A 12021-nucleotide genomic window follows, 5' to 3' on the forward strand; every position below is an offset into this window, starting at 1 on the left:
TAAACCACTCGGGAATACGATCATGAAGAAAGTAGTGTTTTGCCACGGTATGCCTGGCAGCCCATCAGATGCGGAGCATATACCGCAAGATCCGTTGTTTCAGCCAAGTTAACCGTCTGCGGGACATCCTGTGCTGGCGCGACGAGCACTACGTCGACCGCAATCTGGTTCTGCGCTACGACCGCAAGCGGATCACGCTTGAAGAGAACACCCTCACGCGCGGCCTCGTAGGCAAATATGTGGACAGCTACGAATTCCAGGATGGCACGTTAGAATTCCGGTCAAAGGACGTCCCAATGCCCTACTCTGCTTACGACCAAGACCAACGCGTGAGCCACGCGGCGATCACCGGGAACAAGCGACTGAGCGCAGTGCTGGAGCACATCAAGCAAGAGCAGGACAAGGCGCCACCGAAGAAGCGTCGCGCCGGCACTCAGGCCACACGCTACACTCCAACAGGTCGGCGCAACAACGGCTGGAATTCAAAGCTCGCGAAGGTGGCGAAAGAGAAGCGCGCAGCCAGCCAGGGCTCCGATGTTTGAGGTCTCCTCCCTGTCAGGCTGCTCTTCCATTTCGCGACAACTGGCACATTTCTACTTTGCGCAGCCGGTGTCGTTCTTTAACCACATTCCACTTCTCAGTTTGGACCATGTCGCCTGCGCGGTTTTCCCACCAGTTCTCAAAACAAACAGTCATGCTTGTTTTTTATTTGACAACGACACTCCAAACGCCCTAGCGTAAGGCAACCTCACCCGAGGAGGATTGAAATGCCAGTGACAGAAAAACGTAAGCAACAACAAAAAAGCGAAGACATGCGCGCCCGGCTGCGGCGTGCAACATTGCTGACGCTGATGGAAAAGGGGTTCCGCAATGCCGGAACGCCCGAAATCTGTCGCTTGGCGGGTGTGTCCCGAGGGGCGATGTTTCACCATTATCCGAACCGAAATGCCCTGTTGCTGGATGCTGCGATTGATCTTTGGCATGAGGTTCCGGAACGACTGCGAGGCTTGGTTGCTAACCTTAAAGACGGTGAATTCGACATCGACGCTTTCGTCGATGGCGCCTGGGAAAACATGTTCGCGGACGATGTCGTACTACCTTCGTTGGAACTGACCCTGGCTGCGCGCAGCGACGAGGAACTGGCCGGACCGGTAGCCGAAGGGCTGCAGGAGCTGTTCAACAGCTACTACGAGATTCTGCACGACACTTTTGCCGCACAGGGCTGGAACGAAGGAGCCATTCGCGACAGCATCAACCTTGTACTCTGTGCCTTGCGTGGCCTCAAAGTGCAATCACTTGTCTACCACAGCCCACAATTCGAAACCGAGATGATGGCGTCCCTCAAGAACGCTTTCAAATACGCGATCCAGGCAATGGCCCAGGACGCCAACTAGAAACAGGAGCAAAATGAAACTTATTCGGAACGTGCTGCTGGTCATTGCTGACCAGTGGCGTGGGGATTCTATTGCCTGCTGGGGCCATCCAGATGTGAAAACACCACATCTGGATGCTTTCGCGGCCGAAGCGATGTCGTTCCAGCGGCATCACGCACAGGCGGCGCCCTGTGGCCCGTCGCGCGCCTCGCTGCTGACCGGGCTGTACCTGATGAACCATCGTCAGGTCAGCAACGAAACCCCCCTGCCTGCCAGCATTCCGACTCTTGCGCATCTGGTCTCTGATAGTGGCCGATCTCCGGTTCTGTTTGGCTACACCGATACGCCCAACGACCCCGACAAACGGACACAGCTGCAACCTTGGGTTTGCCCCGGTTTCGAAACCCGAACCGGGTTCTTCTATCACGACGGCTTTGGTGCATGGCGGGACTGGTTGCAGGAAAACGGTGTCGAAATTGAATTGGGCGACGATCCCGAGAGCATCTTTCTACCCAAAGGCGGCTATGATCCGGCGGCCCCGGACGCGCCCTGCCAATATCCGGCAGAGTTCAGCGACACCGCTTTCATGTTCGGGGCGGCGCGGGACTATATCTCGGAAATGGGCGATCAGCCGTGGTTCGTGAACCTGAACTGCCTGCGCCCGCATCCGCCGATGGTGGCACCGGAGCCCTATAATCAGTTGCTTGACCCGGCGAACTTGTCGATACCGGCCCGGCATCAATCCCCAACACAGGTCGCGGACAGCCACCCCTTCCTTGCGGCGTCACTGTCGGCATATGGCGCCAAACGGTATTTCCGCCATGACCTCGCGCCCGATGAAGTCACTGACATCCATGACCGCACTATGCGGGCCGCCTATTACGGCAACATGGCCGAGGTGGACGATAAATTCGGCGCGTTGATCGCCGAACTGAAGGCCAACGGGCAATATGACGATACGCTGATCATCTTTACCTCGGATCATGCCGATCAACTGGGCGACAACTGGATCTACGGGCGGCGCGGGCCGTTTCCGGGCCTGTTCCACGTGCCGCTGATGATCCGTGACCCACGACACCCAGTCAGCCACGGGACGCAATCGTCGGAATTCACCGAAACCATCGATGTTCTGCCTACCATCGCTGACGCGATTGGCCAGCCCACACCGCAATGTGATGGGCACTCGCTGAGCGGTTTTCTTCAGGGCAACCCGCCCGCGAACTGGCGTGAGCATACAGTCTGGGAGGCCGATTTCCGCGAATTGCGGCTGAACCTGGATCTGGCGCATCTACTGCCGGAGCAAGTCGATGATTGCTGCTTTAGCGCGCTGATGTCGCGGGACTGGCTGTACATTCATTTCCCGGCTCAGCCTGCGCTGCTTTACGACCTGAACGCAGATCCGCATTGTCAGTGCAACTTGGCCGAAGACCCGGTCCATGCCGCCGATCTGGCCACCTGCGCGCAGGCGCTGCTGAGCCATCGCATCAAACATACACCCAAGCAATTGTCGGATTACTGGTTGCCTTACGCAACCAGTGGCAAGGCGCAGAAAATCTGGAACACGGGAGGGGACGCGTGTTGAAAATCTCAGACCTGACAAAGAAGTTCGGGGCCTTTCAGGCCCTCAATGTCGGGCAAATTGACATTCCTAGGGGGCAGGTGACGGGCATCGTCGGCCCCAACGGGGCGGGCAAGACCACCCTGTTCAACACCGTCGGCGGAGCTTTTCGCCCCGACACCGGTCAGGTAATGCTGGATGGTACCGATATCACTGGACTGCCACCCCACAAGCTGGCTGAACAGGGGTTGGTGCGCACCTTCCAGATCAGTCGTGATCTGGGCGCGCTGACCATTCTGGAAAACCTGCTTCTGGCCCGTCCAGGGCAGTTGGGCGAAAGCATCACCGCATCGCTGTTTTCCCGCGCTCGCATCCGCGCCGAAGAGGAAAATGCCGTCGAGCAGGCCCGTACCCTGTTGGAGCGGGTCGATCTGTGGCGGCTGGCCGATCAGTCGGCGGCAAACCTATCGGGCGGGCAGAAAAAACTGCTTGAGGTGCTGCGCGCCATGATGCTGTCACCCAAGGTCATCCTGCTGGACGAACCCGCCGCCGGTGTCGCGCCGACGATGGAGGGTGTGCTGGCCGATTTCATTCTGTCGCTTAAGGCCGAAGGTGTCACCTTTGCCATCGTCGAGCATGACATGGAGATGATCGAGCGCCTGTGCGACAGCGTCTACGTCATGACCGAGGGGCGCGAAATGATGCATGGCTCGTTCCACGAGGTCACCTCCGACCCGCGCGTTCTGGAAGCCTATCTAGGGAGCATGGTGTGATGAGCGACCCGATCCTGACAGTCGATGCCCTGCGCGCCGGATATGGCAGTGGTGGTGACATCATCAAAGGCGCAGGTTTCTCTGTGTCCGAAGGTGCGATTTCGACCATTGTTGGTCCCAACGGGGCGGGCAAGTCGACTCTGATCAAATCACTAGTTGGCCTGCTGACCCCGCGTTCAGGCACAATCACGCTGAACGAGGCGGATGTGACCCGGCTGAACGCCCCGGCCAAGGCACGCGCCGGATTGGGATATGTACCGCAGGAGCACAACGTGTTCCGCAACATGTCCATCGGCGAAAACATGACGCTGGCCTATGAATTCATCGCCAAGGGCACCAAGGGATTGAAAGCGGCCCGCGAGCGGGTGTTCGATATCTTCCCCGATCTGGTCCATCGCGAAGCGGATATGGCAGGCAACCTGTCAGGTGGCCAACGGCAGATGCTGGCCTTTGGCTGCGCGTTGATGCCCGGTCCGTCGCTGCTGCTGCTGGATGAACCCAGCGCGGGGCTGTCACCGAAATACGTGGCCGAGATGTTTCAGGCCGTCAAATCGGTGAACGACGCAGGCGTGTCGATCCTGATGATCGAACAGAATGTGAAAGAGGCGATGGTAATCTCGGAAACCGCCATCGTACTTGTCTCGGGTCAGGTGCGCGCGCAGATGCCCGCCCCCGAATTCCTCAACCATCCGGACATCCACGCGCTCTATATGGGCACGGCGGATGTCACTGCACCGGAGACCGTGTGATGTTGCAAATTCTGTTGAACGGAGTGGTCTCGGGCCTGCTGGTAGCGCTGCCCGCCATTGCGCTGTCGCTGACCTATGGCGTGCTGAACTTTCCCAATTTCGCCATCGGGTCAATGATCACGATGGGGGCCTATATCGCGCTGTTCTTCAACGTCGATATTGGCGTGCCCTTGCTGCTGGCCGCCGGGTTGGGGGCTGCGGGTTTGGCCACGGTTGCGCTGGTGACGGACCGGCTGGTCTACAAACCCCTGCGCAATTCGGATCACGTGACACTGCTGGTGGCGTCGATGGGGGTCTATTTCGTGCTGGAAAATGTGGTGCGGTTCCTGTGGGGGTCGGACATTCGCGGCTATGACATCGCCGTGGCACGACCGCATCGCTGGATGGGGATGCGGGTCAACAACGAACAGATCACCATCGTGATTGTTGCGCTTCTGGCCATGGTGGCGGTGTGGTTCATCCTGATGCGCACACCGTTGGGCCGGGCCATGCGCGCGGTTTCGGACAACCCCGATCTGGCGGGCGTGCGCGGCATCAACCGCAACTATGTCATCGCAGCGGTCTGGGCGATCTCGGGCGTTCTGGCCGGGTTCGCCGGGGTGCTGGTTGGCATGGATGGCGTCGTCGATCCGCTGATGGGCTGGAACTATATCCTGCCGGTCTTCGCAGCCGTTATTCTGGGCGGCATCGGCAACCCGTTGGGCGCGGTGGTCGGCGCCCTGCTGATCGGTGTCGCCGAAGAGTTGTCGACCCTGATCCTGCCCACCACCTACCGTCAGGCAGTGGCCTTTTTGATAATCGTGTTCGTGCTGCTTTTACGCCCGCACGGATTGTTTGGCAAAGCGAGGATCAGCAGATGATCGGCTATCTCACCGCAATTCTCATCTTCGTTATCATCTCGGCCCTGATCGGGTTGGCGCTGAACCTGCAATGGGGTCAGGCTGGAATGGTCAATTTCGGCATCTTCGGATTTTTCGCCGTGGCCGCCTATGTTGCCGCTTTGTCGGCGATGGCTGGTGTGCCTGCGTTGGTCGCCGCTTTGCTGGCTGTCATTGCAACGGTGATCCTCAGCGCGCTGGTGGCGTTGGTCTCTGCCCGATTGCGAGAGGATTATCTGGCCATCGCCACGTTGGCTTTTGCCGAAGCCGTCCGCCTGTTCCTGCTGAATGAAACCTGGCTGACTGGCGGTGCAAATGGGTTGCCCGGCATTCCGCGCCCGCTGTCCGGCGTCGCCTCGGGGCTGCACTACGAACTGATGTTCCTCGGCATTTCTGTCGTCGTTCTGGCGCTGTGCTTCGTCTTTGCGCAACTGCTGACAGTGTCGCCTTTCGGGCGCGTGCTGCGGGCGCTGCGCGAGGATGATCTGGTAGCCTCAACGCTGGGCAAAACAACCTTGTCTTTCCGGGTTCGAGCCTTTGCCGCAGGCGGGGCCATCATCGGCGCTGCGGGCAGCCTACACAGTTTCTACTTCAGCTATATCGACCCCACCCAATTTGGGGCCTTCGTCACCGCCTACGCCTTTATGGCCGTGATCGCCGGTGGGCGCGGGTCAAACACTGGCCTGCTGATCGGCGCGGTGTCGGTGATGGTGTTGCTGGAAGGTACTCGTTTCCTGAAAGACCTCATGCCGTTTCTGGACGCGGGTCAGGCGGCATCGCTCCGCCTGATCCTGATCGGCGTGGGCCTCATCCTTCTGTTGATCTACCGCCCGCAGGGATTCATGCGTGAATACCGCCTGCAGGCCAAGGACGGAGACGTGTCATGAGCCGGATTTCTCCCCTCTCGGCCGATACGCTCCCGGATGAGGCCCGCGTCGTTTTCGACGAAATGAAGCGCTATGGTCCCTTCGGCAATCTGGTGGGCGCGATGGCGCATCGTCCGGTCATCCTGAAACACCTGTTCGGGATGCTGCTGGATTTGCGGAATGAGGCCGCTGTGCCCCGCCGTGCGCTGGAACTGGCACTGGTGACTGTCTCGAAGCTCAACGAATGCATCTACTGCGTGTCACACCACGCGCCCATGCTTGAGGTGTCGGGGCTAAGCGCCGAGGGCATCGCCCGCCTGCCGGATGTCGAAGATCATCCGGAACTGGATGAGGTCGACAAAATGGTGGTGCGCTATGCGCAGGCAGTCACAACGCGCGCCAACCGGATGAAAGATGCTGAGGTCACCAACTTGCGCGCCCATTTCACCGATGCGCAGATTGTCGAGCTGACCTGGCGCATTGCCCTGTGCGGCGCGTTCAACCGGTTCAACGATTCATTGCAACTGACGCTGGAGGATGGGGTTGAGGAGTACCCCAGCCCCACATGACCACTCAGAGGAGGATAGAGTGATGACGAAACTGATCATGAACCGCAGGCGGTTTCTGGGCACAACGGCGGCAGGTGTTGCCGCCAGCACCTTGGCCCTGCCTGCTCTTGCACAGAATGCGCCAGTGAAATTTGGTATGATCACGCCCCTGACCGGTGGTGGTGCCTCGTACGGGCCCAACATCGTCAAGGCGGCGCAGGCCATCGCCGGGCAGATCAACGCGGCGGGCGGTATTCTGGATGGCCGCCAGATCGAAATCATCGCGGAAGACAGCGAAACCAACCCAACTGCCGCCGTCCGTGCCGCGCGCAAATTGCTGGACGTGGATCAGGTCAATGCCATCGTGGGTATGTGGGGATCGGGCCCGACTCTGGCGGTCAAACCGCTGGCCATCGAGAAAGGCGTCTCAATCAGTTGCCTGGGGGCTGCCGATGCGATTACCGAGGGCGACCATGGGGGCCTGATCTGGCGCTTTCAGGCCACCGGCCGCGAATGGGGTGTGCCGCCCGCCAAGGCGATGCTGGCCGCTGGTCATAAGAAAGTGGGCATTCTGGCGGTGCAGACCGCCTTTACCCAATCGATGATCGGCCCCTTCGTTGAGACCATCGAAGCTGGCGGTGGCGAGGTTGTGGTACAAGCCGAAGTTAAGCCGGACCAACCCAACTTCCGCGCAGAAGTCGATAAGGTGATGGGCGAGGATGTCACCGCCGTTTTCCTGCCCGCTTATGTCACGCAGTTCACCTCGATCGCGAAGGAATGGTTCCGGGGCGGTTATGATGCCGAACTTTACACCCTGACCATCGCCGCCAGCGCCGGTGTGAACGGTGGCGGCAAGTTCATCGAGGCAGTGGGGGCTGAGGTCGGTGAAGGTATCAACCACCTGCAGGCCACCAATGACAGTTCATCGGCCGCCTACAAGGAGTTCGAAGGTCTGATGGGGGTCGAGCCTGGCACCTTCCTGCCGTTCTCGGCGCTCTGTGCGGACTCGATGGCCGTACATGTGGCTGCGATGGAAAAGGCGGGGACGCCAGATGCGACGATCTATACCAAGGAAATTCTGGGAATCACGAATGCAGGTGGTGAACAGGTCGGTGGCGCACTGAACCTGCTGGAAGCCATCCGTGCCGGTAAAGACGTCGACTATACCGGATACGGTATGGACGTGGCCTTCCACCCGGATGGAAACCTGAAAGACCGGCCCTTCGCGCATTTTGTCATCAAGGATGGCAAGGACGTGGAACTGGGCACGATCTGATCTGTTCGCAAACTGTGGCAGCTCCAAGTTCGGGGCTGCCGATCAACGAGAGATTCAACGTAAACTTCGAGTTCTGCACCATGCTGACAAGATCGGCTACGACAGCCAGACCTCCCGGTATTTTGGCATTGTGCAATCCAGCTTTTACCGATGGCGGGCTGCGTACCGATCCCGGGGTGAGGAAGGGCTGAAGAATGGTAAAACCATTCCGAAGAACCCTGCCGATCAAACACCGCCTTAGATTGTTGAGAAGGTCCTTCATTTGCGTCGGAACTACCATCCGGGGCCAATTCGCATCGTCTGGTATCTGGCGTGGTATCACAGCGTCAGGATCTCCGATGCAGGCGTCTACCGCATTCTCAGGCGCCATGGGCTGAACAGACTTCCTCGTGGTACGCTTATGCGCAAGGTTCACACCAAACGTTACAATAAGCAGTTGCCAGGGCATCATATTCAAATGGACGTCAAGTTACTGACATTCAAAGGAAAACGTAGCAAAGAGATCAGGCGCTTTCAATTCACCGCGATCGACGACGCCACGCGCGTACGAGCCTTCAAGAGTTACGATCGACACACCCAGGCGAATGCGATGGATTTTGTCGATTATGTTATCGAGATGTTAAGTGTCACACGAACCTGAACCAATCGTCATAGTTGGGCCAGAAACAAGGTGGACGTTCGACATTGGAAGGCGCCCCAAGTCAAACGCCCTTTTTGCAATGGAAATAGGCCCTGGGCTGTAGATCAGTTGCGGACATTGGATTTCAGTAGTTCTTAGGTCAATAGTTGGGACGTCACATTCGGCCCATGAAGTATCGACCGAACTGTAAGTCTGCTGCGTTCTGGCCATATTTTGTTGAAAAACTCTGGTTTGATCGAGGGCTGAACTGCTGATTCAATTCCTCCAATTGGCGGGAGGATTGGCGATGATGGGACCGAGGCAGGAAGCTCAGGCATCACTGTTTTACGAATTCTCACTGGAAGATCATGTCCCTCAAGATCACCTGTTGCGGTCGATTGACCGGTTTGTTGATCTGAGCAGCATCCGTTCGCATTTGGCAGATTACTATAGCCACACGGGCCGTCCATCGATCGATCCCGAGTTTTTCAACAAAATATGGCCTCTGTTCAGAATCTAGCGATCTAACAGCAGAGTAGGTTCGGTTGCTTGCCCGCCCCTACCCTGCCCGCTTGATGCCACCAATTTTAAGCTCCTGGTTTCAGTAATCCGCGCCCTGCCGGGTATCCCATAGACGCAGAATTTCTATCTGAGTGGGCATTACTCGATAGATTAGCGTAAATGGGGTTCGCGGCACTGAAAGCTCCCGTATGTCTTGCCGTGTGTCACTTGGGTGACCTGCATAAGGATTGGCTGCAAGAGTAAGCTGAATGGCTTTGAGCTGAATTCGTGCCCTTTCGCTGCCCTCAGGAAAAACTGACGTGTAGTAGTAACGGAACCATTGAATATCCCGGGTCGTATCTTCGAGAAATACAATTTTCATTGGCTTTTGGATTGCCCGCTTGCTACGGGAGCCGAGAGCTCATTCTCGGTATCCCAGCTGTCTATCCAGGCATTCATTTCGTCTGCCGTGATGAACTTGCCTTGGTCTGCTTTTTCAACAGCCGCATCAATGGCTGCACGTTTAGCGGCTTTGGATTCTAACATCATTCTAATTGCCCGTACGGCGAGTTGTGCAGGCGGTCGATCTTCGATCGCAGCTTCCCGTTCCAGGGTCTTTCTCAGGTCTTCGTCGAGACGGATTGAATATGGGCTGGTACTCATCGCAATCACCTGTTTCCGCAGTGTAGTACAATGTAATACATTGGCATTCAATTCACAATAGACCGATGGCATGTACTGCACCTATTGTTCTGAACTCATGAGCGTGAGGAGATATCATGGGTATGGCCTGCACTTCCGCGGATTTTAAACCATGCGCCAACAATGCAGTTGGTTGCATATCTCCCCGATCGATTTTCGAGATCAGTGAGATCAAATAGGCTTGGTGAGATTTTATATTCTCAGCTCTTTGAAAAATATATCCGAGCACCATGAAACGGAGAGCTGGGCCATATGTCGATTTCATAGCATACTAGGTCTAACCAAATCGTAGGTACTCGGCGATATCGTCCATAAGCCGGTCACAATGTGCCTGATCCCGGGCAAAGCGAAGTTCTGAGCACAAACGTGGAAAGCTGCGCTCCATTCGATCTGCAGAAACTTGAATCTGAGAAAGTTCTTCTTTCTTAACTATTGGATTCAAAGAGTCCTCTTTGTGCCCCTCAATTTCATGGTCATAGGCCCTCATTTTTTCGGTATGAGCCGGTGTTATCTCTGAGATTTCCACAGAGATTTCAGCCAGAAGTTTCCGGAGGACACACGCATCCGGCTTGCGGCGCAGAGCATTGCGCACAGAGGTCATCAAATCTGTGACAGAGCTATCGTCTGCTACAAGCTCTTTCAGACGAGCCAGAGCAGCCGATACCTTGTCGCGGAGTACCGTGAATTCGAGAACGCGGTCAGCATGCTTCTGGGCTTCCTGGAGGAACTCAGCATGCCTTTCAGACAATGGCATCAGGGAAAGACCGGTCGCTGTGACCACCCTGCCCTGTCGGTCTCGGCGTGCCCAACGTTTACCATTTGAGCTCATTACGCGTCGGACAATCCCAAGCTTGGCCAGAGTCGAGATATGACGTTCAACAGTTTGAACGCTGACATGGGCTCGATTGGCAATCGCGGCGTTGGATGCGAAGCAGATATGTTGATCATCCTGATCGACTGAAATCTGATCTCCTCGCAAAAAGGAAATCATTGCTCTTAGGACGTTGAGAGAAGTGGATTTCAGCCTAAGCGGCTCCCTCGCCTCTTCAACTGCTCGAAGAAGAATCCATTTCTTGGGCGTATAAGTCCCCTGCCCTGTCGTGCTCGACAAGGTTGCTCCTGATGGAGCCATTGCTGTCACTGTTTTCATTAGCTTTTGTCAGCAGACAAAAAATACCCGTTCGCTCAGGAGCGTTTTTTCTTGTATGGCGATTCGGGGACTGCTAGATTCTAGGTGTCTAATCTAAGAATTGCGCTTAGCGCAGCAGCCCTCGAAGCTCCGGTTTCGGGGGTTTTCTTTGTTTGCCTTCCTCCTTTCTGCTCGTCCTCAGTTATTCTGCTTGTTGTTTACAGCTGTAAACTCGGCGTGTGATTGCTTGATGATTTTCGTCAGATTTTTATCCAACCACTCAGCAAAATCCGCGTTTGAACCTGTCTTTCTAACTGACAATGTAAGAGACCCGCTGCCGGACTTGATGGTCACGCCATCAATGGGGCTGATTTCACCAACGCCGTCCTTTTGTCGGGCACCACGTTTTGCAGCCGCTTTAAGTAGGGTTTCCAGCCGGTCATCGGAGGAAACCGATGGCTCGACGGCTTGAAGCAGGTCTATTGCGTCATCAATTGTCAGCTTGCCCGCCAAGAAGTGCTCAGCAAGTGCAGTCCACTTCGGGCGGCCTGACTTTGGAGCTGCGCCGATCATTTCTCCGACCTCAAAAGGAACGTTTTGCGTGACCTTAGTAAGGTGGGACAATCCTGATGCTGACAGGTTCAGTACCCGTTTCACCGTGGCAGTATCATGCCCAGCGGTTTGAATTGCTTCCGCAAAGCGAACCTTTTGAAGACTGACATCCGTTAACTAAGTGCGTGGCTTGTCGAGGGTCTTCGGTTTTGCCCGTCTGGCAAAGGCACCAACACCTGCAGAGGGATTGTCAGGTTGATTTTTGATCACCGAGGATTGCGCGTGCATCGTTGTTCATAAAGCCCAGCAGTTGGCACACTCATTCCAGTGGGCGAAAGCGGCTCTTCTTGTTGGTGGTATGTTGAAGCAGTCAGTTTGTGGCGGCATGCACGCCGAAGCGACTGGCCATTTCGCTGACCCGGTTCTGTCGCAAACTTTCTAGACGGCAGAGCATCAGTAGCATTGGTGAGCCGGTTCTCCCGCTAGTTGGGAGAACT

The 12021-nt window shown here is 56.5% G+C and carries 13 protein-coding genes and 2 pseudogenes; 11 read left to right on the top strand and 4 right to left on the bottom strand.

Annotated features, from left to right (window positions below; all coding sequences use genetic code 11):
• Positions 1-68 precede the first annotated feature (68 nt).
• The 11 genes and pseudogenes from HW561_RS22710 to HW561_RS22760 form a co-directional block, all read left to right on the top strand.
• Positions 69-542, top strand: a complete 474-nt coding sequence (locus HW561_RS22710; protein ID WP_176867636.1) for a hypothetical protein — start codon at positions 69-71, stop codon at positions 540-542.
• 225 nt (positions 543-767) lie between these two features.
• Positions 768-1394 carry a TetR/AcrR family transcriptional regulator gene (locus HW561_RS22715; RefSeq protein ID WP_176867637.1) on the top strand — a complete coding sequence of 209 codons (627 nt, stop codon included), beginning with the start codon at positions 768-770 and terminating at the stop codon, positions 1392-1394.
• A gap of 13 nt (positions 1395-1407) precedes the next feature.
• Entirely contained in the window at positions 1408-2955 is a 1548-nt protein-coding gene (locus tag HW561_RS22720) for a sulfatase-like hydrolase/transferase (protein WP_176867638.1), read from the top strand.
• Positions 2949-3704, top strand: coding sequence for an ABC transporter ATP-binding protein (locus HW561_RS22725; protein ID WP_176867639.1), 756 nt, complete (start codon positions 2949-2951; stop codon positions 3702-3704). Before HW561_RS22720 ends, HW561_RS22725 begins: the two co-directional genes overlap by 7 nt.
• A complete protein-coding gene (locus HW561_RS22730) occupies positions 3704-4453 on the top strand; it encodes an ABC transporter ATP-binding protein (protein ID WP_176867640.1) in 750 nt (249 codons plus the stop codon). Before HW561_RS22725 ends, HW561_RS22730 begins: the two co-directional genes overlap by 1 nt.
• The gene (locus HW561_RS22735) at positions 4453-5313 is read left to right on the top strand and encodes a branched-chain amino acid ABC transporter permease (RefSeq protein WP_176867641.1); all 861 of its coding nucleotides are present in this window, start codon (positions 4453-4455) and stop codon (positions 5311-5313) included. Before HW561_RS22730 ends, HW561_RS22735 begins: the two co-directional genes overlap by 1 nt.
• Positions 5310-6218: a branched-chain amino acid ABC transporter permease gene (locus HW561_RS22740; protein WP_176867642.1), complete on the top strand. Its 909-nt coding sequence runs from the start codon at positions 5310-5312 to the stop codon at positions 6216-6218. The genes HW561_RS22735 and HW561_RS22740 overlap by 4 nt, the downstream gene beginning before the upstream one ends.
• The gene (locus HW561_RS22745) at positions 6215-6766 is read left to right on the top strand and encodes a carboxymuconolactone decarboxylase family protein (RefSeq protein WP_176867643.1); all 552 of its coding nucleotides are present in this window, start codon (positions 6215-6217) and stop codon (positions 6764-6766) included. The genes HW561_RS22740 and HW561_RS22745 overlap by 4 nt, the downstream gene beginning before the upstream one ends.
• 22 nt (positions 6767-6788) lie before the next feature.
• A complete protein-coding gene (locus HW561_RS22750) occupies positions 6789-8021 on the top strand; it encodes an ABC transporter substrate-binding protein (RefSeq protein WP_176867644.1) in 1233 nt (410 codons plus the stop codon).
• A pseudogene (locus HW561_RS22755) lies at positions 7990-8637 on the top strand (helix-turn-helix domain-containing protein); the annotation flags it as partial. The gene HW561_RS22750 and the pseudogene HW561_RS22755, both read left to right, overlap by 32 nt.
• A gap of 310 nt (positions 8638-8947) precedes the next feature.
• Positions 8948-9124: pseudogene (locus tag HW561_RS22760) on the top strand (IS5/IS1182 family transposase); the annotation flags it as partial.
• A 117-nt stretch (positions 9125-9241) separates the two neighbouring features.
• On the opposite strand, the gene HW561_RS24360 reads toward HW561_RS22760, so the two are convergent.
• The 4 genes from HW561_RS24360 to HW561_RS22780 all read right to left on the bottom strand — a co-directional run bounded on the left by HW561_RS24360 (position 9242) and on the right by HW561_RS22780 (position 11629).
• Positions 9242-9523, bottom strand: coding sequence for a type II toxin-antitoxin system RelE/ParE family toxin (locus HW561_RS24360; RefSeq protein ID WP_176867645.1), 282 nt, complete (start codon positions 9521-9523; stop codon positions 9242-9244).
• Positions 9520-9876 carry a CopG family ribbon-helix-helix protein gene (locus HW561_RS22770; protein WP_176867646.1) on the bottom strand — a complete coding sequence of 119 codons (357 nt, stop codon included), beginning with the start codon at positions 9874-9876 and terminating at the stop codon, positions 9520-9522. The genes HW561_RS24360 and HW561_RS22770 overlap by 4 nt, the downstream gene beginning before the upstream one ends.
• Positions 9877-10120: 244 nt before the next feature.
• Positions 10121-10993, bottom strand: coding sequence for a helix-turn-helix domain-containing protein (locus HW561_RS22775; RefSeq protein ID WP_176867647.1), 873 nt, complete (start codon positions 10991-10993; stop codon positions 10121-10123).
• A 177-nt stretch (positions 10994-11170) separates the two neighbouring features.
• Positions 11171-11629 (bottom strand): hypothetical protein, encoded by a 459-nt coding sequence (locus HW561_RS22780; protein ID WP_176867648.1) that lies wholly within the window; start codon positions 11627-11629, stop codon positions 11171-11173.
• Positions 11630-12021 lie beyond the last annotated feature (392 nt).

Origin of the sequence: Ruegeria haliotis, assembly GCF_013377785.1 — a bacterium.
Taxonomy (GTDB): domain Bacteria; phylum Pseudomonadota; class Alphaproteobacteria; order Rhodobacterales; family Rhodobacteraceae; genus Ruegeria; species Ruegeria haliotis.

Bases quoted from the DNA above. Each gene is read 5' to 3' on its own strand.
- HW561_RS22710 (WP_176867636.1), top strand. From the start codon at position 69: ATGCGGAGCATATACCGCAAGATCCGTTGTTTCAGCCAAGTTAACCGT.
- HW561_RS22715 (WP_176867637.1), top strand. From the start codon at position 768: ATGCCAGTGACAGAAAAACGTAAGCAACAACAAAAAAGCGAAGACATG.
- HW561_RS22720 (WP_176867638.1), top strand. From the start codon at position 1,408: ATGAAACTTATTCGGAACGTGCTGCTGGTCATTGCTGACCAGTGGCGT.
- HW561_RS22730 (WP_176867640.1), top strand. From the start codon at position 3,704: ATGAGCGACCCGATCCTGACAGTCGATGCCCTGCGCGCCGGATATGGC.
- HW561_RS22735 (WP_176867641.1), top strand. From the start codon at position 4,453: ATGTTGCAAATTCTGTTGAACGGAGTGGTCTCGGGCCTGCTGGTAGCG.
- HW561_RS22740 (WP_176867642.1), top strand. From the start codon at position 5,310: ATGATCGGCTATCTCACCGCAATTCTCATCTTCGTTATCATCTCGGCC.
- HW561_RS22745 (WP_176867643.1), top strand. From the start codon at position 6,215: ATGAGCCGGATTTCTCCCCTCTCGGCCGATACGCTCCCGGATGAGGCC.
- HW561_RS22750 (WP_176867644.1), top strand. From the start codon at position 6,789: ATGACGAAACTGATCATGAACCGCAGGCGGTTTCTGGGCACAACGGCG.
- HW561_RS24360 (WP_176867645.1), bottom strand. From the start codon at position 9,523: ATGAAAATTGTATTTCTCGAAGATACGACCCGGGATATTCAATGGTTC.
- HW561_RS22770 (WP_176867646.1), bottom strand. From the start codon at position 9,876: ATGCCATCGGTCTATTGTGAATTGAATGCCAATGTATTACATTGTACT.
- HW561_RS22775 (WP_176867647.1), bottom strand. From the start codon at position 10,993: ATGAAAACAGTGACAGCAATGGCTCCATCAGGAGCAACCTTGTCGAGC.